Here is a 22,919-nt window from a genome sequence, read left to right as displayed (position 1 = left end):
CTTCCGGGCCTGGCATGAAGCGACCGTAACTCTACTTTTCAGTGGTGTCGAAAAAGCGAGCCGACGTCAAGCGCTCCTTCGTGATCGCGATGACCGGTGCTGAAGCTTTCCCCCGCCTGGCCATCGGAAACCGGCGGGTGGAGTCACCAAAATCCTGAACGAATCTCGCCCCTGGACCTGGCACAGGGGCTTGCAGCGACCGCCTGGGCGCCTTTCCGGGGGTGCCATCGACCGACACTACGCCTCATGCAATGTGAGTTTGCACGTGTATGCGGATGGTGGGTTTCCGGGCCTTGATCCGCTTTTTTCACCTGGAGTTCACACAATTACAGCTTGCTTATATCCTATATTCACAAAACCGTGACATGATGAAATAGAAGGGAAAACAGTATCCACGATGGGCACTGGCCGTCTCTGGCGCGACCAAAGGCATGGATGTTGCCTGCGGTCCACCTGATCAGGTTTCATTACTCAGTCATGAAAGTTTCCAACAGCTCGAAAACCTCCTCCGGCCAAGAAGGGCTGCAGAGCAAGACAGTCATCGACATCACTGCGCGTCTCCCGCGTTCAGCGGTACGCAGCAGCGAGCCGCAGTGTTTGTGCGCGACCAGCCTTGAGCAGGTGGAATCGGCTTGGCGGTTGGTATATCAACGCTACTCGCAAATGGGGCTGATCGACGAAAACCGGTTTGGCATTCATGCCGCTCCCGCTGCCGTCGGACAGCATGCATCCGTGATATGGGGCCCGGAAGGGCCGGAAGTCGGCTATACCATGACGCTGTTCCGCGATAATCCCATGGGGCTCGCGCTCGACAGCGTATATGAACGATCTCTGGATGAACTGCGACGAAAGGGGCGCCGCCTGCTTGAGGTGGGGATGCTGGCGGATCGTCGTCAGTCTGCTTCACGCGGCGTCGGTGTCCTGTTCAGCATGATGCGCTGGGCCATCCACTATGGATTGCATACCGATTTGACCGATATCGTTATCGGCGTGCATCCGCGACATGCCCAGTTCTACGAACGCTGTTACGGCTTCGAGAAATTCGCGCCACCGACAAGCTACCCGCTGGTGCGAAACAACCCGGTGGTACCGTTGCGGCTCCGTCTACGCGAGGAACTGGCAAAAGACGAGTTGCCACGCGGGCTGGCTGATGCGCGCGATAACCCATTGCCTGCCAGTGCGTTCTCGCATCGCTTCGGGTTTGAGCCGGAGCAACTGCGTGGCTCCCTGATCGAGGGCTTTTTGAAAGACCGCTATGGTATTGATCCGGGCCGTGAGGCCGCCCCCGGCCGAGCCGACTGCGGTCTCGCTTTATCAGCCTAGGCTTCATGCCGAACTCCACCGATTGAAAGGTCATTCCGCGTTAGCCGCGCGGACGTGCACATGAAACATCATCTGCGTCATTTGTTAGCAAGCGCGGGCGGGTACGGTGGCGTCCGTTGGCGTGGTGTAACAACGCTCCCCTGCCAGACGTGACCAAGCCAGCAGGCTGAGCGGCCATCGGAGTGTTGGGGCAAGTTGGGGTTGCCAACGATGACATGCCGCCCGCCAGCCGCACCAATCGACAGTTGATAAAGTCCATTCCCTCAAACGAGGACGGACCATCGCAAGAGCAGATTCAGCACTGAACAGGTCAACGGCTTCATCAAACAAGTTGAGGCGGGGCTGGCAGTTGCAGAGTTGTGCCGCCGGCACTGCGCCAGCACGGCGATCGTCTACCTGTGGCGTTCGAGTACGGCGAATTGAGTGTGGCCGATGTCCTTGAAGTCGACCGCAAGCTGTTACTGTTATTTAATGAGCTGACGCTCAGGCTGCAGAGCAGTTTTCCGGTCTCGCCCACGAGTACCCATCATGAATACCATCCTCGTCACCGGTGGCGCGGGCTATATCGGCAGCCACGTCGTTCAGCAACTTAGTCAACGCGGCGAACGGGTCGTTGTCCTCGACAATCTGGTCAGCGGTTTTCGCGAGGCAGTGGGGGACGCCGAACTGGTGGTCGGCGATGTCGGCGATCGATCATTGGTCGCACGAGTCATGACGGAGTACCAGATCGGAGCCGTGCTGCACTTCGCGGCCCACACGGTGGTGCCGGAGTCGGTGCGTGACCCGCTCAAGTACTACGGCAACAACACCTGTAACACACGCAACCTGCTGGCCTGTTGCGTCGATGCCGGCGTGCGCCGGTTTTTGTTCTCATCGACCGCGGCCGTCTACGGCATGGGGGCCAGCGGTATTGCCGATGAGGATACGCCGGTACGGCCGATCAATCCGTACGGGGCCTCAAAGCTGATGTCTGAAACCATGCTGCGCGACCTTGGCTCAGCGGGGGCAATGCAGTATGTGATCCTTCGCTATTTCAACGTCGCCGGCTGCGATCCACAGGGCCGCATCGGCCAGTCCACGCCCAATGCAACCCTGCTGCTCAAGGTCGCCTGCGAACACGCCCTCGGCAAGCGGCCAAGCATATCGATATTCGGTACCGACTACGACACCCCGGACGGCACCGGCATTCGCGACTACATCCACGTCGACGATCTGGCTGCTGCCCACCTTCGCGCACTCGACCATCTTCGCGCCGACGGTGAATCACTGACCCTCAATTGCGGTTACGGCCACGGCTACAGCGTGCGCGAGGTGATCGACGCGGTGCAACGGGTTAGCGGCCAGACATTGACTGTGATCGAGCAACCGCGTCGTGCCGGTGATCCGCCGATGCTGATTGCCCGGGCGGATCGCCTGCGCGAAAGACTCGGCTGGGTCCCGCGCCATGACGATCTGGATTTCATCGTATGCACGGCGCTGGAGTGGGAGCGCAAGCTGCCTGCCACCGAAACAGCCACATGAGTACGCAGCAATGGCTGCGACGGGAAGATGTCGACCGAACGATCCTTTGCAAAGCGATGCGTGTTTTTTTTGGCATCAACAAATTTCCCGCCGCTGTTCGCGTAAGCTCCCCCGTCAAGCGGACATTTCAAAAGTAGAACTTCCGGCGAACGTGTTGCGACAGTCCGCTCGCCCAGGAAGCCGTGCGGTGCAACGGCGAGCTGTACGCCATCGACGCCAAGCTCCGTGACCTCGACGATGAAACGCGCCGGCGCGAGCAGCGAACCCGCGGAGTACGGGGCGGACGCTTACCGTTTGACGCCTTGGCGCAGCTATGACCACTCCGACCAACGAGCCGCACGCCTGAAACCTTGGCTGCATGAATGCGACCGGATCGTCTCCACACCAGCCTCGGCAACCGGCCGCCCATTCCCCGTCTCCCTGTCGCCATGAACAACCTATTGGGTTCAGATAGCTAGGTTTGGTCTGGCACTCGGTAGTAGTCGCGATACCAGCGCACGAAGTTGGCCACGCCCTCCTCCACCGACACCTGTGGGCAGTAGCCGACGGCGCTGGTTAAAGATGACATATCGGCTTCGGTATCGGGTACGTCACCGGCCTGCAGAGGCAACATTTCCATCTGTGCCTTGCGCCCCAGACACTGTTCCAGTACGTCGATATAGCGCAGCAGCGCCACTGGCTTCTCGTTCCCGATATTGAAGATACGATATGGCGCGAGGCTTGATGCCGGATCCGGCGCCTTGCCGTTCCAGCCCGGATTGCCCTCCGGCACGGCGTCCAAGGTTCGAATCACCCCTTCGACGATGTCGTCGATGTAGGTGAAACTGCGCCTGTGATGGCCTTGGTTGAAAACCTTGATCGGCTCACCCGCCAGGATTGCCCGGGTGAACAGAAACAGCGCCATATCCGGTCGCCCCCACGGGCCATAGACCGTGAAGAAGCGCAATCCAGTGCAGGGCAAGCCATATAGATGGGCATAGCTGTGCGCCATCATCTCGTTGGCCTTCTTCGAGGCGGCGTAGAGCGTTAGCGGATGTTCGGCCGGCTGGTGCTCGGAGAATGGCATCCGCGTGTTGGCCCCATACACGGAGCTGGTCGAGGCGAATACCAGGTGCTCCACGTCATGATGTCGACAACCTTCGATGATGTGCAGGAAGCCAGTGACGTTGGTCGACACGTAGATATGCGGATTTTCCGCCGCATAACGCACACCGGCCTGCGCCGCCAGGTTGATCACGCGCTTCGGCCGGTAGCGGGCGAAGGCTGCATCGATCGCCGCGCGATCGGCCAGGTCCACCGTCAGGTGGGTGTACTGCGGATGGTCGCTGAACCGCGCAAGACGCGCCTTCTTCAGGTTGACGTCGTAGTAATCGCTGAGGTTGTCGATGCCGATCACCTCGTCACCGCGCTCGAGCAGGCGCAAGGCCAAATGAGAGCCGATGAAACCGGCAGTGCCGGTTACCAAGATTTTCATTGCCTGTTTTTCCCGGGCCCGATCACCTATTCCACCTACACGCCAAAGGTCTCTGCTCAGAGTCGGCCATCAACCGCATCGCGTGGCAATACATACTTGACGTCGTACAGCACCGAGGCCGGCTTGCCGAATGCCCGTATGCCGTCACCGCCAAGCTCGGCAAACTGCCGATGACCTACCGCCACGATCACCGCATCGTACTGACCGGACGAAGGCATGGCGATCAGTTTGAGTCCGTACTCGTGCATCGCCTCGTCAGTAGCCACCCACGGATCGAAAACCTCAACTTGGGCACTGTAGCCTTGCAGCGCTAAAACGATGTCGACCACCCGCGTATTGCGCACATCCGGGCAATTTTCCTTGAACGCCAGCCCCAGCACCAGCACCCGGGCACGTACCGGATTGATGCCCTTGCGGATCATCAACCGGATGACCTCACCCGCGACGTACTCGCCCATGCTGTCGTTGGTACGCCGCCCGGCGAGTATGACGTCGGGGTGATGGCCGACTTCCTGCGCCTTGTGGGTAAGGTAGTAGGGATCCACGCTGATGCAGTGGCCGCCAACCAGACCGGGCCGGAAGGGCAGAAAATTCCACTTCGTACCGGCCGCCTGGAGTACTTCCAGCGTGTCGATGCCGAGCTTGTTGAACAACTTGGCCAAGTCGTTGACCAGCGCGATGTTCAGGTCGCGCTGGGTGTTTTCGATCACCTTGGCCGCTTCGGCCACCTTCAGCGAACTGGCCTTGTGTGTCCCAGCGGTAATGATGGACCCGTATAGATCATCAACAAAGTCGGCGACCTCGGGCGTGGAACCGGAAGTCACCTTGAGGATGCTGGTCACACGATGCTGTTTGTCGCCAGGGTTGATCCGCTCGGGGCTGTATCCAACGAAGAAATCAACGTTGTAAACAAGTCCGGATACCCTTTCGAGGATCGGAACGCAGACTTCCTCGGTGCAACCGGGATACACCGTGGATTCGTACACCACGATAGTTCCCGGCCGGAGCACCCGCCCCAACGCTTCGCTGGCACGAATCAGCGGCGTGAGGTCAGGACGCTTGGCCAGATCGATCGGCGTCGGTACGGTGACGATGCAAACGTGACAGTCTCTAAGGTCCTCCGGCGCATTGCTGAAACGCAGGCGGGAAGCCTCCGCCAATTCAAAGGCATCCACCTCGAGCGTAACGTCTTTTCCTGCACGCAATTCATTGATACGGTTGGCATTGATATCGAAACCGACAGTGTCGTACCGCTTGCCGAATTCCACCGCCAATGGCAGTCCGACGTAGCCCAGACCGACAATGGCGATCTTAGTATTTTCAAGTGATTGCATGTGGCACATCCATGGTTATGTCCATTACCTGATTGTTACGTCAAGACTAAAGTGAAAAGCCAAGAAAATTGCCACGGCAATTCCGTAATCAGCCCAAGCATGGACACATTTCCTTCCAAGGACTATCTGCGCCTGACGGCACTAACCTGCATGCTGCCGGCTTTGTGAAATCCGCTTAATCCACCCACACGAATTCACGAACACCCAGAAATGGCATTACTTGCCAGGACCACCACCTGCACCACCCAACTCGCGGTACAGTTTTTCTGCGGCTTGCTTGTCCTGATAATCGGCGCCTGATTTTTGTAGCGCCTCGAGCGTGGCTCGAGCGCCGGCTTTGTCGCCGGTGCGCGCCTGCGCCACGGCCAGGTGATATTTGACGGTCGGCACCTTCGGCGCCGCCTTGGCCGCGTTCACCAGGAGTGGCAACGCGGTCTTGGGCTGATCGTCGGCGATCAACGCCCAGGCATAGGTGTCCGCAATGCCGGACGAATCAGGCGCCAGCTTGTGAGCCTGCTCCGCGAGCGCCAATGCCTTGGGATTGTGCTGTTCGGTGTAGATCCAAGCGAGGTTGTTGAGCGCGTCGAGATTGGTTGGATAAGACTTCAACACCTGTTCGTACTGCGTGGCAGCGGGCGTATTTTGCGCGTGATCCAAGTAGTACTGGGCCAACAGCAGGCGTGTGGACGCATCGTCAGGGTGCTTGACCAGCCAGTCGCGCAGTACGCCATCCGGTTGGCTGGCGCCGCTCTCGCTCAGCGCCATGAAGCTCTTGACCACCAGTGGCCGCACGTTGTCGATCTTCAATCCTTGCTGGTAGGCCAGGGCGGCCTTGCTCCAGGACTTGTCCGCCATGTACAGGTCGCCTTCGAGACTGAAGCCCGCCGCCTTGGTTGCTGGCTGCTTTTGCAGCGTTTGTGCCATGGAGATCGCGCCGGGCAGATCGTGGTCATGCAACTTCATGAATGCCCGCAACGTCACCGCGGTCAGCTCACCCGGATCCGCCTTGATCACCTCGTCGAGATTGCCTTCGGCAGCCTTGGTGTCCTTGTTGAGCATTTGCGCACGCGCCAGATTGGTGCGGTACAGGGGTACCTGCGACGCGAGGTTCACCGCCTGCTGCAACGGTTTCAACGCCTCGCTGTGATGGCCGGCGTTGAGTTCTGCCGCACCGAAGGCATTGAGCGCCGCCGGATTGTTGGGGTCGGCGTCAGCAAACTGCTTGGCGGTGCTGACGGCCTCATCGAATTGACCGCTTTCGCTGTACAGCAGCACTAGTCCGACGTACGCAGCGCCGGCCTTCGGTGCCGCGTTGATGGCCTGCTTGAGCCATTTCACCGCTTGCGCCTTGTCATTTTGCAGCATGGCGAGCCGACCCAATGCCGTCATGGCCAGTGCGTTTTGCGGGTCCTGTTCCAATACCGTTTCATAGCGGCCAACAGCGTCCTTGTAGTGGCCGTCAAGTGAATCCAGGCTGCCGAGGCTCAGGAGCGCCTCGATATTCTTCGGATTCAGCTTGTACGCCTCGGAATACTGGGCGCGTGCTTCGGCACGCTTGCCGGCGGCGACCAGCGTGGTCCCGTACAGCAGGTGCGCAGCGCTGTTTTGCGGATTCTTCCTGGCGTATTCAGCTCCCATCTTGACTGCTTCGTCCGGGCGGTTCTCACGGACATAAGCCATGGCCAGCATGGACGCGCGTCGCGCCTCGCTGGTCGCATCGCCCGCGGGAATCTTCTGCAGCAGGCGTATGGCTTCGGAAGCATTCCCGCTGCCGAGCACGTTGCCGGCCTGCACGAACTGGGCGTCGAAAGGATGGCTTTCCCCCGTTGCGGGAGCTCCCGACCACGCTGCGCTGGCACTCGCTGCTGAAGCTACCGCCCCCGGTGTCCCTTCGGCGGCAGCCCGCTGCAACAGCGCCAACAGCTCGGTGTCGGACGGCGTACCCGGCGCGGCCGGACGCAGCATGTCCAGCGCCTGGCGCGAGCGTCCTTCACGGTACAACGTCAGCGCCAGCAACTTGCGCGCTTCGACATTCTTCGGATCCGTACCCATGACGTTGCTGAGGTACATTTCCGCCTGGCCGTAGTTGCCCTGCGCGTAGTTGACTACGCCTGTGAGCATCTGCGCTTGCGGGTTGTCGGGCGACGCCTTGAGCACCTGCTGGAGCTGGGAAATCGCGTCGTCGAAATGGCCCTGCTTGTACAGCACCACGGCGTACAGATAATGGGGATACGGCTGCTGCGGCGTCATTTTCTCCAGCGTCTGGATGCTGGCCAGCGCCTTGTCCAACTCGTTCTGTTGCACCTGAGTGTTGGCCAGCCGGGTCAGCGCGTAAAAATGCTCCTGCGGCATCCAGTCGGGGTTCTTGAAGCCGAGCACTTTCTGGTAATCCGATTCGGCGCCAGCAAAATCACGGCTGTCGAATGCCAGATCGCCCTTGGCAACCCACGCCTGAGGGCTCTCCGGCGAGGCAACCAACGCCTGACGCACGTACTGGTCTGCCGAAACCGGATCGTTGGCGATGGCGGCCAGCGTGGCGAGCCCCACCAGTGCACGCAGATTCTTGGGGTCCAGCGCCAGTGCAGTCTTGTACGATTGTCGTGCCTGGTCATTTTGCTTCAGCGCACGATAGGCATCGCCCCTCAGCGCCTCCACGCTCGCCTTGACCGAGGGTTCGAAAGACTTTTCGGAAGACACGGTGCTGAGCAGCTTGTCGTATTGTTGTGTTACCAGCAGCGCCCGCCCCATCGGCACCGCCCAGCGTGCTTCCGGCGTGCCGTTATCCTTGGCTTTTTGCAAGCTGCTCAGGGCGTCCGCCGGATCCCCAAGCATCAGTGAAGCCTGCCCGAGCAGCAGCCAGGCGTTGCCGTTCTTGCTGTCGCGCTGCAGGACCTTCTTGGCCTCGATGTAGGCCGCGCGATACTGTCCGCTGGCTTGGTATTTTGCACCGGCATCCAGGTCTCCGCGTCCTTTCGCCAGGCCGCAGCCGCTCAACAACAGGCTGATGCAAAGCAGCGCCAAACCGTGGCGGATGGCTCCAGTGTTCAGCTTGGTCAAGCGCATATTGTCACCCCTTGGATTTGCCGCCGCGCGGTGCGCGGAGTCAGTCTACGTGGGCAGGCTTCTTTAAGTCGTACTTGTCCAAAAGATCGTACAGTGTCGGCCGACTGACGCCGAGCAAGTCCGCCACCCGCGTGAGATTGCCGCCAGCTTGGCTCATGGCCCTCTCGATGGCACGCTTTTCGGCGACAGCCCGCACCTCATGCAGGTTCAGGGCATCGCCGCCGCCGATCGCGCCGAGGTGCAACTCCTCGACCCCGATTTGCTTGCCCTCCGCCATGATGACCGCGCTGTTTACCGCGTTCTCCAGCTCGCGTACGTTGCCGCGCCAAGGGTACGCCTCGATTGCCTTGAGGGCCTTGGCCGTAAAACCGTGGATCTTGCGTCCGTGTCGACTGGCGGCCTGCTCAAGAAAATACCGTGCAAGGAGCGCCACGTCGCCAATCCGGTCGCGCAGGGGCGGAAGCAGGATGCTCACTTCGCTGACGCGGTAGAAGAGGTCCTCGCGGAAGCGCCCTGCACGGATCAGCGCGTGCAGGTTCTGATGAGTAGCGCAGATGACGCGCACATCCACCGGGATCAGCTCGCGACCGCCGATGCGTTCCACCACGCGCTGTTGAAAGAAGCGCAACAGCTTGGCCTGCAACGCAACCGGCATATCGCCGATCTCGTCGAGCATCAAGCTGCCGTCACTGGCCAGTTCGATCTTGCCCTTAGTTTGCTTGTGGGCGCCCGTGTAGGCACCTTTTTCGTAGCCGAACAACTCGGCTTCCAGCAGCGGCTCGGGAATCGCCGCGCAGTTGATCGCCACGAATGGACCGTCGCGCCGCTTGCTCAGGCGGTGCACCGCGCGCGCGAACAGCTCCTTGCCGGTCCCGGTCTCGCCGAGCAGCAGGACAGTGGCGTTCGAAGGGCTCACCTTTTCCACCAGCCGGCAAGCGGCGCGCATAACTTCACTGCTACCAATGATGCCTTCGAGCGTCGCGGCCGACTGGCTTTTGAGCTTGCGGTTCTCGGCTTCGAGTTCGTGAACCCGGAAGGCGCGATCGACGATCAGTCGCAGGATATCGAGATCAAGCGGCTTGGAGCAGAAATCGTAGGCGCCGCATCCGATCGACTTGACAGCGTTGTCACGATCGCCGTTGCCTGTGACCACGATGATCTTGGTGTGGGGCGCCTGCTGCAGGATATCCGTAATCGTGGCGAAGCCCTCGGTGGTGCCCGCCTCGTCCGGCGGCAAACCGAGATCCTGTAACACGACGGCAGGCTCGTGGCTGCGCAGCATGGCGAGCGCCGCGGACCGGTCGCCGGCGATGACCACGTCGTAATCCTCGAAGCTCCAGCGCAGCTGGCGCTGCAAGCCGACGTCATCCTCGACGATCAAAAGGCGGCGCTGCCGCTCGCTCATGACGCAGTCCTCAGCTGGCTGTCCGACGTTGCATCCCCGGCGGGCTTGGCCAGCGGCAACCGGATTGCGAACACGGTGCCCTGACCAGGGGTGCTGCGCACGCTCATCGCTCCGCCCAGCGAATGCACGTACTTCCGGGCTTGGTAGGCGCCGATGCCCATACCCTTGCTTGCCTTGGTGGTGAAAAACGGCTTGAACAGCTGGTTGCGGATAAAGTCCTCATCCATGCCCGGGCCATCGTCCTCGATTTCGATCGCGGCATCGCCCGCAGCGCGCTCCACCCTGAGCGTAACATGGCCGCGGGCCTGCGCCGCGTCTTGGGCGTTGCGGATCACATGGCCCAGCACCGTGGCAAGCTGGTCAGCGTCGGCGCGCACCCACAAGTCCTCCGCGGTCGGCCTGTACTCCGGTCGAGGCGATTGCGTGCTGCACTCGGCGAGCGTCTTGTCGATTACCGCCCCGAGCTGCACGCGGCCACTCGCGCCGGGCGTCGCGTCGCCACGTAATTGGTCGAGCAGCAGCGAGATGCGCTGCACGGAATTCGCCACAGTTGCGAGCATGTCGTCCACGAACGCAGGATTGTGCTTGTGGCGCTCGGCATTTTGCAGCAGCAGCGATTGCTGGGCCGCGACATTCTTGAGGTCGTGCATCAGGAAAGCGGTGAGCTGGTTGAAACCCTCGAACTGGCGCGCTTCGGCCAGGTGCTGCGCGTCGGCCGCCTGCGCCAAGGTGCTGGCTACTTGGCTGCCGGCGGCCCGCAGCAAATCAATATCCTCCCAATCGAACGCGCGGCGTGCGCGCGCCTGCGCCAGCACCGCAAAGCCGATGAGGCGATCTTCCAACACCAGCGGGGCCACCAGCCAGGCGCGCGGCAGACTGGTCAATTCCGGCGGCGCCCGCAGCTGTTCATCGCCCAGCGGCGGCGGTTGCTCCAGATCGTAAATCCAGCGGCGCTCGCGCATGAACTCCAACGCAGGCGCACGTGTCGGGAGCTTCAGGCCAGCCGGCGTCGGCATGTTCAGGCGCGCCTCCGGTACGAAATCGTCGGCATCGCCACGCATGAACAACACGCCCGCCGGGCTGTCCATGGTCTGCGCCATCGCGCGAAGCGCGCGCAGCGGCAGTTCCGTATCACCGGTCGACAACGTGGCGGTCAGCCGCAGCCATTCCTCGCGGTAGTCGTGGCGAAAACTGAAGAAGTTCTTGTGCAGGAATACTCGCAGATGCGAGCGCGCCCGGCCTGAGAACCCAATCGACACCGCGCTCAGCAGCGAAAAGCAGACCAGTGTAATTTCCGCCACCCGACCCCAGTCACCCCCATACAGGCGCACGTAGTAACCGCCGAGCGCCGTAGCGAGGATGTAGAACGCGACCACCATCAGGCTCGTGGAATAGAACACCGCGCGCCGCGAAATCCCGACCTCCAGCGACCACTTCGGGTTGCGCACCGCCGCCACCATCAACAGCGGCACCAGCAACGCGTCGATGAAGCCACGCGCCGCCCAGGCGCTCAGGTTGAACTGCCGGTACAGCACCGCGTACGAATACAAAAAGATGTCGTAGGCGAACAATACGCCGAGCGCAATCACTAGAAACTTGAGCGCCCAGCGCTGTTCCGGCGCGATGTTTCGGTAGATCTGTTCGAGAAACACCACGCCGAGCAAGGCCAGGATCAACACCCCGACCAGAAGCACATTTACGCTGAACGGCAACACGGCGGTTTGGAGTAAACCGGTCGCCGGTAACAAGCAATACAGCGCGAGCGCAATCCAGAGCGCGTGCGCACCCACGCAGAAACGGCGCAACAGCCCGGCCATCTGCCCTGTGCCGATGAGGGCGCTCACGAAAACAAGCCACGCGCCGTAGCGCAGCACTTCGGCCATAAGTAGCCAATTGACAGCCACGCCGCGCTGCCATTCGGCGTAAACCAGAAACGCGGCCCACAGGGCCGAGACCGCTGTAGCCAGGATCAGTAGGCCCCCGGTACGCTGGCCACGCCAACTGACCGCTAGCAGTGTCGTGCCCACGAGGTACGCGATGGCGGCAGCCAGGTAACTGATGATGACGATGATGTGCATAGCGTGACGATCGCTGACAACCCGACTGTCTGCGCTCAGCCGGACGCCCGCTCTCCCCCGGATTCAGGCATTGCCCAGCGCTTGGCGGGTGGAGAGCTCGACAACTCCTGCTTCCTCGACCGCTCGCTCCGGCGTGATCAACAGCCGCTGGCGGATGTCGGCCACTACGCGCGCAGCGGTCTGTCCGTCCCAGAGTTCGGGCTTGCCGCCGTGCGTCCAGTGACCTGCGAGAACCTCGTCCACTGTTCGCTCGAGCTCGGTGACCGTCACCAGCCGGTTGCTGCCCTCGGTGATGGTGATCGGTCGCTCGGTGGTGGTGCGCAACGTCAGGCAGGGTATGCCCAGATAGGTGGTTTCCTCCTGGATACCACCCGAATCCGTGATGGCGAGGCGCGCGCCGCAGACGAGATTCATGAAATCCACGTAACCGAGCGGCTCGACGACTTGCACACCGCTCGCTGTCGCCAGGTCCGTCCAGAGGCCGAAGGCTTCAAGATTCTTGCGAGTGCGCGGATGCACCGGAAACACCAGCGGCAATCTGGCCGCGATACGCGTTAGTTGACCGACCAGTGACGTGAGCGGTGCGGGTGCGTCAACGTTGGAAGGGCGGTGCAAGGTCACCACAGCATACTCACGCTTCTCCAGCCCGAGTCGGCACCGCTCGCCGCTGGCATCGATGCGCTCGCGCATCAGCTCGTAGGAATCGATCATGATGTTGCCGACGCGTGTGACCTTGTCCGGCGCCACGCCTTCGGCCGCGAGATTTTCGTCCGCGTCCGGCGACGGCGTCCACAGGATGTCGGCCAACGTATCGGTCACCAGCCGGTTGATCTCCTCGGGCATGTTGCGGTCGCGGCTGCGTAACCCTGCCTCCAAATGCGCCACCGAAATGCATAACTTCGCGCCGACCAGTGCGCAGGCGAGTGTTGCATTGACATCTCCGACCACCACAATCAGGTTCGGTCGGTCCGCGACGCAGGCTCCTTCATAGGCAAGCATCACGTTGGCAGTTTGTTCCGCATGGCTGCCGCTGCCTATACCCAAATGCAGATTCGGCGACGGCAAACCCAAGTCACGAAAAAAAGCCTCCGACATGTTCTGGTCGTAGTGCTGGCCGGTGTGCACCAGTCGCAGGCGGCACCAGGGTTGCGCGTGCAACGCGTGAAACAGCGGCGCGACCTTCATGAAGTTTGGCCGCGCGGCCGCAATCAAATCTATCCTGAGCCGCTGCATGACGGAATGTCTCCCTTGAGTCCCGTACCGCGTTCAGTGTATCAGCGGTGTTAGCTGAGTTTCTGGTTTTCACGATGACCACGATCTTCAGCCGCATCCTTACTCTTGGCCGAGATTCTGGCTGGTCACGGTCAGGGAACGCGAGACTAAAATGGCCCGCCAAACAGGCAGGCCAGGTGTGATCGAACGAGTTCAGTTTGTTGCAAATCTGCAGCAAACGCCTGCCTCAGACATCCTCACGACGGCGGCGCAGCCCCACGGCGAAGCCGGTCATGAGGGCGCCGAGCCCGAAAATACCAAGCGCCGCCGGTTCCGGGACCGGATGAACCGATTCTACAAACACCACGAAATCGTTGTAGTCCAGATCCGCCGTACCCCACGGCAAATCCTCCCAAGCCAACATCCACTCGTTGGAAAGGAATCGACCTTTGGTATTTCCCGTCTTGAGGGTAGTTGCGTTGTCTCCCTGGAATGCCACCATGTGCGACATTCCGTTTGGATACGTGCTGCCACCCGTTTCGTTCAGTGACGAGTCGGAGAAAAAGGTTCCGTTCTCCAGCGTTCCCAGGTAATACCCAAACAGGTTCGTGACTGCGAAATGCGCGGTTGCCTGGCTTTGGTAGATGCCATGTTCATCAAAGTACGTGGCTATGTAATTGCCGCCTCCCAGACTTCTCAGTGTCGTGCTCCAGCCGGTAGTGGCGGGACCATTGAACAGCATCAGTGCATTGCTCGGATTGGTGGGATCGAAAATACCGAACGTGTTCGAGCTGGCGTTCCCCGCCCTTTCCAGCGTGATCACGTTTTCACTGCTGCCGGTCGCACCGATGGACCAGTACGCGCTGGAAGAGACCTGATCTTTGTATACGTTTATGCCCGGACCACTGACCCTCCGATCATTTACCTGTTCCTGCAGACTGCTGCCTGCCCCATCCCCGCCTGAGGTCGCGACGCACACGTGCGTTCCCTGGGTTGGAGTGCCACCCGGGGTGTCCGGGCAGACGGTAGCAAAGGCCTGACCCGTGAACAGGCTCGCAGCGACCAGACCGACGAGTGCGAAAGATTTGTATGTCTTCATGACATGCTCCTGGAGGGTCTAGCGAGGCACATCTGATACGTAAAGCAAATTACGCGCCAAACATGTAACATTATGATTTAGAAATGTATTAATCTTTAAAGAATCGATCAAAAACCTGAAAGGTGTAAAGATTCCCGACATCACTTTTGCGAGGTGGATCCGGCTACGTCCCGGAGCCCCTCCGCCCCGCAGCAGTGGGTGATAGCCGCTTCCGGCCATCCCAGACGACTTCGAACGGCACATGGCGAAGCACCAAAATGTAAAGAAAGGCCGATGCTTGCAAGGCCTTTCCACGTGGAGACTCACAGAGTGGTCTTGCGACGCCTTCGGCCGGAGCCCCGGGGTCGTGAAAGTGGCCGGGCAAGTCGGCGTGCGGGGGATCAGCGAAGCTGACTCGAAGGAGCCCGCGGCGTGAACTACCCGAGTAAACGCCGGATGGGATTCGGCACTGCGCGTACCGGCAATACCTGCACATCGACAGCACGCTGCAAATGAGTACCTGTCACTTCGTGGCAGTCTTTGCCTTCTGCGCGCAAGTCACGGGATCTTTTGAAGTGGGATGTGTATACGCGAAAAGCGAAATCGGCCTGCCGCCAATCCGCCTCCATTTTTGGCAACGGTGTCTACTGGCCTGGATCGGTACGTCTGTCGATAGCCGTGTGCCCGCTCACCTGCAAGGCGATCCAGCCTAGAACGCGCTCGGATGGAAATTCGTGCCCGAAGGCGAAGAACATCGACAACAAAATACCCACGATCATCCAGTTGCTTGCCAACGGCGCTTCCACCACATGCCGCCACGTGAGTGTCAGGAAGACCGTGGCGACGGCCGTGCCCCACAGGGCTCCCAGAATGACTTCCGATAACGAATGGTCCCGTAACGTCCAACTCGAGACCGAGATGGCGAGCGCGAGAGCCGCGCCCAGACCGACGGCGACGGCACGCAACCCGGTTCGGTGGCGACCGGTGACGAGCGCGGCCGCTGAGGGCCAGAACAGAAACGACAGGGCAGCATGTCCGCTCAGGCCGATGAAGTTCCATCCGGCAGGGTGCCATCCTGAAACCATGTACAGCAACTTGCTCAGCGCCACGCCGCCGGCTACCAAAAATACGGCGACCAGCCACCACCACCCGGCGCGCCGGGTAGCCTGGAACGCGATCAGCCAGGCAAAAAGCAACACCGCGCACGGCACCAGGACGACACCATCGCCGATATAGCTCAATGCATGCCAGACGCGGAGCATCGCCATTTCAAACTATTGACCGATTGGGCAGAGTCCTCTGCAGGCGGCGGCATTGAAGACCGTGACCGCGCCGGCCAAGTGGACGTAGATTACTAAGGATGCGGGGAATGACCATGAATGGGGCGCTACTGGCCGAGTGCAAATAATCATGACACTGCTTCGCTCTCAAAGGCTCCCAGGCCTCTGACGATCGGTCAGCGACTCCTGGATAACTTTGGTGCGAGCCAAGCGCCGGTCGCAATGATATGGTTCAAGCGCGCCGGTCGTCTGTGAGCATCCATGCCAACGCCGACGATCCCGTCATGCGCGGAGGATGCCTATGAAGGCAAGGAGCATCCTTCGGAGAACTGAAACGTCGCAACGTGCTGCGCGCGCGTACTTTGTCCGATTCGACGGGTCGAGCCGCCACGGGAATCGAGCAGCCGCCCAACGGCTCCGAACCGACAGGAACATCCAAGTCTCTAGAAACACGCCTGAATTGCTCAAGATGAGTACGAGTTCACAACTCGTCAAACTCCAAAGAGTATCGTCGATCGATGGTTTTGTCGGCGGATACCAGCGGTATCGCCGCGCCGACACGACGCCAAGACAGCGTGAACGAGGTCCAAGTGATCCCTCGGGCGTCCCGACTCCAGTGTTCATAAGCACAGGCCATTACACAATGGTGCGTTTTCCGTGCCGCTCACCCGATGCAAGGTAAAGAAATCACAATGCTTACAGTCCGACAACCACGACTGTCAAATGAAAAAGACCGCCTTTTTCGAGTGGCAGGAAAATTGAGGGGTGCTTACGCAGGCTGCGTATTGCTGCTGGGTGTGGTATCTGCGCACGCCGCAACGGTGGTGACGGAAAACGTCGTCAGTCAGTCGATGCAGACACAGAGCCACGTGCCGGTCACCTTCGGCCAGGTATTCAAGGCTGGCGACGTCCCCGGCGGCGCAACGTTGACCGCCACGCTCAACGGTCAGTCAGTAGCTTTGCAGGTCGATGCCAAGGCGACCAACCCGGATGGCAGCCTGCGTCACGCGGTATTGACGGCGATGGTTCCGTCGCTGCCCGGCAGCGCAACAATGCCCCTGACGCTGGCCACAGGAACGGGTCGGGGTCAAAGCGGACCGATCACACTGTCGCAACTCCTCGCAACGAACTACGACGCTCATGTGTCGCTCAATATCGGTGGCAGAGCCTACACGGCCAGTGCCCGTGCGCTGTTGCAATCGGCGAACAGCGCAAAGACATGTGCGTCGTGGGGCGCGCAGTGCAACGTATGGCTCTCCGGCCCGCTGGTAGGCGAATGGGTGGTGAATGGCGCCGTGACCGCAGCCGACGGCACCCCCGCGAACCTGACGATCTACTTCGCGGTACGTGCCTACGCGGGTGCCACGCCGGGCACGGTGGGCGATGTGCGCACGGACGTCATTGTCGAGAATTCGTCGGCATTTTCACCGCAGGCACAGCCGCAATACACGGCGACATTGACATCGGGGACCGCGAGCTACACCAGCCCGGCACTCACGCAGTACGCCTATACGCGCTGGCACAAGCTGCTGTGGTGGAACAATGCGCAGTCAAAGGTCTATCTGCAGCAGGACACGCAATACATCCAGGAGAGCAAGGCCGTATCGCGCTACATGCCGTTGAAGCCGGACGAATCGTTCCTGAGTGGCCTGCGTCAGTCTTGTGCACCGCTGGACAACTGCGACCAGACCAAAACCATGGGCAACACCGGCGCGCAGGCGTCGATAGGCCCGCTGCCGCGCTGGACCAGCGTTTATATCGTCCATCCCGACGTTCGCGCTTATAACTGGATGCTCGCCAACACTGACGCGCTCGGCGCGTACAGCACCCATTACCGTGACCCGAAAACGGGATGGCCAGTCAGCATCCAGAAGCACCCCTATGTGACCCTTACCAACTGGGCATCGGCGAGCAAGGTGGCGGCCCAGAACAGCACGAAGGGAGCGGCATACAAGGCGGACATGCTGCAAAACTGCTACAACAATGCCGTGGTCAGCAAGTGCGTAACGGCCTGGTACGGCACAGGAAATCCCAATGTGTGGGACAACGCCCACCAACCTTCCGGGGCGTATGTGCCCTACATGGTGACGGGTGATTACTACTACATGTCGGAACTCGCCCTGGGGGCCTCGTTCAATGAGCTCTGGTCAAACGAAGCCTATCGCGGGTTTTCCAAAGGCTTGATTGACGCCTCGCATGCGCAAGTGCGTGGCAAAGCCTGGGTGCTGCGCGAGATGGCTGATGCAGCGTGGCTGCTTCCGGACAGTTACCCCTTGCAGGCGGAATTCACGGCAGACGTCGAGAACTCACTCGCTGACTGGAATGCAAAATACACCAACAACCCGAACGTCAACCCGCTGGGGCTGATGAACGATGGCCCCGTTTACAACGTGAATGGCGGTAATCACAACGCCATGGCGCCTTGGCAGCACAATTTCCTCACCTGGTCGGCAGGGCATGCTGCCGAGCTTGGCTTCACCGGCGCGGCGGAGTTCCGCAACTGGTTGGCGAAGTTCGAGATCGGTCTGATGACCGACTGGCAGGGCTACTCCGGTCGAGGGTATTGCTGGCTGCAAGCATCGGCTTACAGCATCCAGGTCAAAGATTCCTCAGGCAACTGGTTGCCGTCATACACCACCGTCTACAGTACTAACTGGCCGACGCTCACAGCCCTCGCTTGCAACTCCCCGGCCATGCTGCAGGAACTCGCGAAGGTGAGAAAGCAACCCGCGCAGGCCGGTGAAATGTCCGGCTACGCTTATTCCACCACGGGCTATCCCGCCAACTTTCAGATTGGCGTGGCGGCCGCAGCCGATAGCGGTTTACCGAAAGCACAGGCTGCATGGAATCTGTTTGATTCCCGCAGCGTGAGGCCCTCGGGCAGTACCGCCTACAACAACTACCCCAACTTTGCGGTAGTGCCGCGCTCCGCGCCGTACACACCTGTTGATACGGCACCTATCATCAGTCCAGTCCCGCCGACCACGCCCAACCCTGCGCCCACACAACCACCTCCCCCAAGCACGCCTCCCAGTCCACCTCCCGTCGGTACCGTTTCACCGGCCGCGTCCCGCACGGCCAACAGCATTCAGTTCATCACGACAGGTTGATCTGGACGCGGACTGCCACGCTCCTCGGAGGCATCACACGACGCAACTGAGGTGCGCCCGGTAGTGAAGGTTGCGACAACCGGATCAGACTGCGATCGCGTCCTCACCGATTGGCAAAATAATGCGCAGGGCGGATCAGCCCCACGGCGATCCAGCCCCTTCGCACACCTTCTCACGCACGCCGATCTTCTGGCCGCGCCCAATCTCTCACCCTCGGGGGATACCTATCACGCCATGCCGCGACATCTGGCGGGCGCGGCAACGGTTGCCGCGGCTTGTGGAGCAGCTGTAAAACTGTGAAAGTGGCCGCCTGGAATCGGTACGCGCGCCGTCGGCAGGGTGGCAACAAGTCGTCGGCCAAAACAGAGGTGGCACGCTATCGACCAACACGTTGCGTGAAGGAGACGGCATGGCCAGCCGATCAACCCCCGAAATTGCCGGAGCTGGTTATGGGACGCAATGGCTGCGCGCAGGCATGAGTACGGTTTTTCAAAAACTGGCTTGGGCGTGCACTGGCGGCGTATTGCTGCTCGGCGCGCTGCATGCCCGTGCGGCAACGGTGGTGACGGATACCGTAGTCAGTCAAGTCTCGCAAGCACAAGGCAACGTGTCGGTGACCTTCGGTCAGATCTTCAAAAGCGGCGACGTGCCCCAGGGAACGACGCTAGCCGCTACGGTCAATGGCCAGCCGGTAGGTTTGCAAGTAGATCCCAAGGCGACCAATCCGGACGGCAGCTTGCGTCATGCGGTGCTGACGGCGATGGTTCCATCGCTGCCAAGTAACGCAAAGTGGCCGTTGACGCTTTCCGCGCAACCCGCGCCGACGGCGGCAGAAAAGGTCGATCACGTAAGCTTGTCGCGATTGCTTGCAACCAGCTACGACGCCGAGGTGTCGCTCAACATGGGTGGCAAGAGCTACACAGCAAATGCTCGTGCGCTGCTGCAGGTAGCCAGCACCGCCCATGCGTGCAAGCCGTGGAACAGCCAGTGCGACCTGTGGCTTTCCGGCCCGCTGGCGAGTGAGTGGGTTGTGAATGGTCCCCTGACGGCGACCGATGGCACGATCAGTCCGAACCTGAGAGTCTATTTCGCGGTGCGAGCCTACGCCGATGGCTCGTCGGGCACGCTTCACCAAGTACGGACGGATGTCATCGTGGAAAATACCTGGGCCTACACGCCTCAGGCGCAACCGCAGTACATCGCGACGTTGATTTCGGGAACCGCGAGCTACACGAGTCCGGCACTCACTCAGTACGCCTACACGCGCTGGCACAAGTTGCTTTGGTGGAACAATGCCGAGCCGCAGGTCTATTTGCAGCAGGACACGCGCTACATCCAGGCGAGCAACGCGGTGTCACGCTACATGCCGCTGAAACCCGACGAGAAGTTTCTGGCTAGTCTGCGACAGTCTTGCGCACCCCTCGATCGATGCGACCAGACCAAGCACATGGGCAACGTTGGCGCACAAGCGGCCATTGGTCCACTCCCGCGGTGGACCAGCGTTTACATCATCGACCCCGACGTGCGTGCCTACAACTGGATGCTTGCCAACACGGACGCGCTCGGCGCCTACAGCGTCCATTATCGGGACCAGGCGACGGGCTGGCCGATCAGCATCGAGAAGCATCCTTACGTGACGATCGCCGACTGGGCCTTCGCGAGCAAGGCTGCACAACAGAGCAATGTAAAAGCTGCGCACTACAAGGCGGACCTGTTGCCGGGCTGCACGAACAACGCGGTGGTCACGGATTGCAAAACGGCCTGGTACGGCACGGGCAACCCGTACTTATGGGACAACGCGCATCAGCCATCGGCATCGTATGTGCCCTACATGGTGACCGGCGATTACTACTACGTGTCGGAACTCGCGTTTGCTGCCTCACTCAACAGCCTCTGGCCAAATGAGACTTACCGAAACTTTTCACAAGGGTTGATTGACCGTCCCTACAGCCAGGTTCGCGGCAAAGCTTGGGTTTTGCGCGAAATGGTCGATGCGGCGTACCTGCTTCCCGACGATTACCCATTGAAGACCGAGTTCAACACTCAGGTCGAGAACTCGCTTGCCGACTGGAATGCGAAATACACCAACAATGCCAGTGCCAACTCTCTGGGACTAATGGATGCTGGAACCGTTTACAGCATGAACGGCGGTAACCACAACGCCATGGCTCCTTGGCAGCACAATTTCCTCACTTGGTCGGCAGGGCATGCTGCCGAACTTGGCTTCACTGGCGCGGCAGAGTTCCGCAACTGGTTGGCGAAATTGGAGATCGGCCTGATGACCGACTGGCAGACCCATCCTGCTCAAGGTTATTGCTGGCTGGAAGCTTCGGCTTACAGTATCCAGGTCAAGGATGCGCGCGGAAACTGGCTGCCGACGTATAGCGCAGTCTATGACGCAACTTTTCCGACACTTGCCGACCTCGAGTGCAACTCACCGGCCATGGTCGCAGAGGCTGGAAGGTTGACGAAAAAGCCTCGTCGCACGGGCGAAATGTCAGGCTACCCGTATTCAGCGACAGGCTTCCCTGCCAATTTTCAGATCGGCGTCGCGGCTGCGGCCGATAGCCGCCTGCCGAACGCAAAAGTTGCCTGGGACATTTTCCAGTCCCGCAGCATGAAACCGGCCGCGCCAGAGGCCTACAACAACTATCCGAACTTCGCGATCCTCCCGCGCTCCGCGCCCCACTGACGCACCCACCAATCCCTCACATCCCTGCTCCGGCAACCGCGGATTTGCGTTGATGTCCGGCCTCCCGCCGCCGCTCTCGCTCCGACGCGAGAGGTTTGGGCCGGTGCCTGACGGATTCGTCCGCGGCCAAGCAACGTATCCGAAATCTGGCGGCGTTACCGATTGTCCAGATAAAACCCCAACAAGATCACGCCGGCGCCCACGATCCAGCCGATTGACATCGCAACCGCGAGCCGTCCAATCCCGACATTTCTCAATCGCCAGATCAGATCAGACAACAGCCACCACAGGCCGGTGAATACGACAAGCGCAAAGACGCCCCATCCCAGGTGGCCAGACGACCAGAGGAATCCATTCATGGGGCGGAAAAGCCTTCTGCTATTGCAGTTTCTCCCGCCCACACGCGATCGCCTGTACGCACTAACAGCTTCGTGCCAGCTGGCAGCTCAAGCACCACGGTGCTGCCCAGCAATATCCTGCCGATCCTCTGGCCACGCTCGACTTCCTCTCCCTCCCGAACCCACGTCTCGATGCGCCGCGCCGCGATGCTGGTAATCAGGCGCACTGCAACCTGCCCGCAGTCGGCTGCAATCACGAGACGTTTCTGCACCGGACAGGCTTTCTCCCGCAAAAACGCAAACTCCCGTCCCTCACCGTCCATGAAGTCGTCACCATGCGAGTGCACGCTGAGCACCTTTCCGGCCGTTGGGCTGCGCTGCACATGCATGTCCCAGAAACTGAGTGCAATCACGAAATAACATATCCCGTCACGCACGTCGGCACTCGTCACCAGCCCGTCCGCCGGGGCAAGCAGACTATTGCCGAGGGGTGCCACACGCTCGGGGTCGCTGTAAAAATGACCAAGAAATGCACGCTGAAACTGCCCTGACTTGAGCCAACTGCGGATCTGGCTTTCGGGCCAGCGCTTGCGTGGCGGCAGCCAGCGCCGCACGAGAGGCGAAGGGTAAGGAAAATAGACGCACTGGTACGCTAGCGCAACGGTCAGCGGTGCCAAGACTGCGAGTTGCAGAATAAGTACCATCATGAACCTACAGCCCTCATCAAGAAGCCCCTGAACACCAAATCTGACCGCCGATATTTGTCTATCGTAGTCCGCCGCGAGCTTCTGCCTTCCATCCAAGTAAAATCACAGCAACCACGATAGCGCGAGCACGAGCATTCGCTCACACGGAGCCGCGATGAACGCTCCAATCGCTTGGGTGAAACCCCACCTCGTAACCCCCGGCACCTTGAACCGCGTCATCTTATTGCATGACGGACCGGCAATGTGCAGGGAGCAAACGGAAAGCGCGTCGTACTGGAAAAATGGGGTGTCGGCAGATGCCGCG

At 60.5% G+C, this 22,919-nt stretch carries 14 protein-coding genes and 1 pseudogene; 5 read left to right on the top strand and 10 right to left on the bottom strand.

Annotated features, from left to right (window positions below):
- Positions 1–477: 477 nt before the first annotated feature.
- The 3 genes and pseudogenes from EAH75_RS03760 to galE all read left to right on the top strand — a co-directional run bounded on the left by EAH75_RS03760 (position 478) and on the right by galE (position 2,844).
- Positions 478–1,323: an N-acyl amino acid synthase FeeM domain-containing protein gene (locus tag EAH75_RS03760; RefSeq protein ID WP_240046331.1), complete on the top strand. Its 846-nt coding sequence runs from the start codon at positions 478–480 to the stop codon at positions 1,321–1,323.
- A 282-nt stretch (positions 1,324–1,605) separates the two neighbouring features.
- Positions 1,606–1,731: pseudogene (locus EAH75_RS03755) on the top strand (transposase); the annotation flags it as partial.
- A 120-nt stretch (positions 1,732–1,851) separates the two neighbouring features.
- Positions 1,852–2,844: a UDP-glucose 4-epimerase GalE gene (gene galE / locus EAH75_RS03750; protein WP_170212253.1), complete on the top strand. Its 993-nt coding sequence runs from the start codon at positions 1,852–1,854 to the stop codon at positions 2,842–2,844.
- A gap of 454 nt (positions 2,845–3,298) precedes the next feature.
- On the opposite strand, the gene EAH75_RS03745 is transcribed toward galE, so the two are convergent.
- The 8 genes from EAH75_RS03745 to EAH75_RS03710 form a co-directional block, all read right to left on the bottom strand.
- Entirely contained in the window at positions 3,299–4,318 is a 1,020-nt protein-coding gene (locus tag EAH75_RS03745; protein WP_140804293.1) for an NAD-dependent epimerase, read from the bottom strand.
- A gap of 56 nt (positions 4,319–4,374) precedes the next feature.
- On the bottom strand, positions 4,375–5,652 hold the full coding sequence (gene tviB / locus EAH75_RS03740; protein WP_140804291.1) for a Vi polysaccharide biosynthesis UDP-N-acetylglucosamine C-6 dehydrogenase TviB: 1,278 nt from the start codon (positions 5,650–5,652) through the stop codon (positions 4,375–4,377).
- 216 nt (positions 5,653–5,868) lie between these two features.
- Positions 5,869–8,715 (bottom strand): XrtA/PEP-CTERM system TPR-repeat protein PrsT, encoded by a 2,847-nt coding sequence (prsT, locus tag EAH75_RS03735; RefSeq protein WP_140804289.1) that lies wholly within the window; start codon positions 8,713–8,715, stop codon positions 5,869–5,871.
- A gap of 40 nt (positions 8,716–8,755) precedes the next feature.
- Positions 8,756–10,120, bottom strand: coding sequence for a PEP-CTERM-box response regulator transcription factor (prsR, locus tag EAH75_RS03730; protein ID WP_140804287.1), 1,365 nt, complete (start codon positions 10,118–10,120; stop codon positions 8,756–8,758).
- Positions 10,117–12,198, bottom strand: a complete 2,082-nt coding sequence (prsK, locus tag EAH75_RS03725) for an XrtA/PEP-CTERM system histidine kinase PrsK (protein WP_140655249.1) — start codon at positions 12,196–12,198, stop codon at positions 10,117–10,119. Before prsK ends, prsR begins: the two co-directional genes overlap by 4 nt.
- Positions 12,199–12,261: 63 nt before the next feature.
- Positions 12,262–13,431: a non-hydrolyzing UDP-N-acetylglucosamine 2-epimerase gene (wecB, locus tag EAH75_RS03720; protein ID WP_140804285.1), complete on the bottom strand. Its 1,170-nt coding sequence runs from the start codon at positions 13,429–13,431 to the stop codon at positions 12,262–12,264.
- 226 nt (positions 13,432–13,657) lie between these two features.
- On the bottom strand, positions 13,658–14,509 hold the full coding sequence (locus tag EAH75_RS03715; RefSeq protein WP_140655241.1) for a DUF4114 domain-containing protein: 852 nt from the start codon (positions 14,507–14,509) through the stop codon (positions 13,658–13,660).
- Between the two features lie 623 nt (positions 14,510–15,132).
- Positions 15,133–15,756, bottom strand: a complete 624-nt coding sequence (locus EAH75_RS03710; protein ID WP_140655237.1) for a phosphatase PAP2 family protein — start codon at positions 15,754–15,756, stop codon at positions 15,133–15,135.
- Between the two features lie 797 nt (positions 15,757–16,553).
- Between EAH75_RS03710 and EAH75_RS03705 the strand changes: the two genes are divergently transcribed.
- Both EAH75_RS03705 and EAH75_RS03700 read left to right on the top strand, forming a co-directional pair.
- The gene (locus tag EAH75_RS03705) at positions 16,554–18,878 is read left to right on the top strand and encodes a hypothetical protein (RefSeq protein WP_241668875.1); all 2,325 of its coding nucleotides are present in this window, start codon (positions 16,554–16,556) and stop codon (positions 18,876–18,878) included.
- A gap of 409 nt (positions 18,879–19,287) precedes the next feature.
- Complete coding sequence (locus EAH75_RS03700; protein ID WP_241668874.1) at positions 19,288–21,570, top strand: hypothetical protein; 2,283 nt, start codon at positions 19,288–19,290, stop codon at positions 21,568–21,570.
- A gap of 155 nt (positions 21,571–21,725) precedes the next feature.
- Here the strand turns inward: EAH75_RS03700 and EAH75_RS03695 are convergent, their stop codons facing one another.
- Positions 21,726–21,929: a hypothetical protein gene (locus EAH75_RS03695; RefSeq protein ID WP_140804283.1), complete on the bottom strand. Its 204-nt coding sequence runs from the start codon at positions 21,927–21,929 to the stop codon at positions 21,726–21,728.
- Positions 21,926–22,615 carry a phosphatidylserine decarboxylase gene (locus tag EAH75_RS03690; protein WP_140804281.1) on the bottom strand — a complete coding sequence of 230 codons (690 nt, stop codon included), beginning with the start codon at positions 22,613–22,615 and terminating at the stop codon, positions 21,926–21,928. Before EAH75_RS03690 ends, EAH75_RS03695 begins: the two co-directional genes overlap by 4 nt.
- Between the last annotated feature and the right edge of the window lie 304 nt (positions 22,616–22,919).

The organism is Rhodanobacter glycinis (assembly GCF_006438785.1).
GTDB lineage: Bacteria > Pseudomonadota > Gammaproteobacteria > Xanthomonadales > Rhodanobacteraceae > Rhodanobacter > Rhodanobacter glycinis_A.
Note: the sequence above shows the minus strand (reverse complement) of the source record. Positions and strands in the feature narration are given on the sequence as shown.

Bases quoted from the DNA above. Each gene is read 5' to 3' on its own strand.
- EAH75_RS03760 (WP_240046331.1), top strand. From the start codon at position 478: ATGAAAGTTTCCAACAGCTCGAAAACCTCCTCCGGCCAAGAAGGGCTG.
- galE (WP_170212253.1), top strand. From the start codon at position 1,852: ATGAATACCATCCTCGTCACCGGTGGCGCGGGCTATATCGGCAGCCAC.
- EAH75_RS03745 (WP_140804293.1), bottom strand. From the start codon at position 4,318: ATGAAAATCTTGGTAACCGGCACTGCCGGTTTCATCGGCTCTCATTTG.
- tviB (WP_140804291.1), bottom strand. From the start codon at position 5,652: ATGCAATCACTTGAAAATACTAAGATCGCCATTGTCGGTCTGGGCTAC.
- prsT (WP_140804289.1), bottom strand. From the start codon at position 8,715: ATGCGCTTGACCAAGCTGAACACTGGAGCCATCCGCCACGGTTTGGCG.
- prsR (WP_140804287.1), bottom strand. From the start codon at position 10,120: ATGAGCGAGCGGCAGCGCCGCCTTTTGATCGTCGAGGATGACGTCGGC.
- prsK (WP_140655249.1), bottom strand. From the start codon at position 12,198: ATGCACATCATCGTCATCATCAGTTACCTGGCTGCCGCCATCGCGTAC.
- wecB (WP_140804285.1), bottom strand. From the start codon at position 13,431: ATGCAGCGGCTCAGGATAGATTTGATTGCGGCCGCGCGGCCAAACTTC.
- EAH75_RS03715 (WP_140655241.1), bottom strand. From the start codon at position 14,509: ATGAAGACATACAAATCTTTCGCACTCGTCGGTCTGGTCGCTGCGAGC.
- EAH75_RS03710 (WP_140655237.1), bottom strand. From the start codon at position 15,756: ATGGCGATGCTCCGCGTCTGGCATGCATTGAGCTATATCGGCGATGGT.
- EAH75_RS03700 (WP_241668874.1), top strand. From the start codon at position 19,288: ATGGCCAGCCGATCAACCCCCGAAATTGCCGGAGCTGGTTATGGGACG.
- EAH75_RS03695 (WP_140804283.1), bottom strand. From the start codon at position 21,929: ATGAATGGATTCCTCTGGTCGTCTGGCCACCTGGGATGGGGCGTCTTT.
- EAH75_RS03690 (WP_140804281.1), bottom strand. From the start codon at position 22,615: ATGATGGTACTTATTCTGCAACTCGCAGTCTTGGCACCGCTGACCGTT.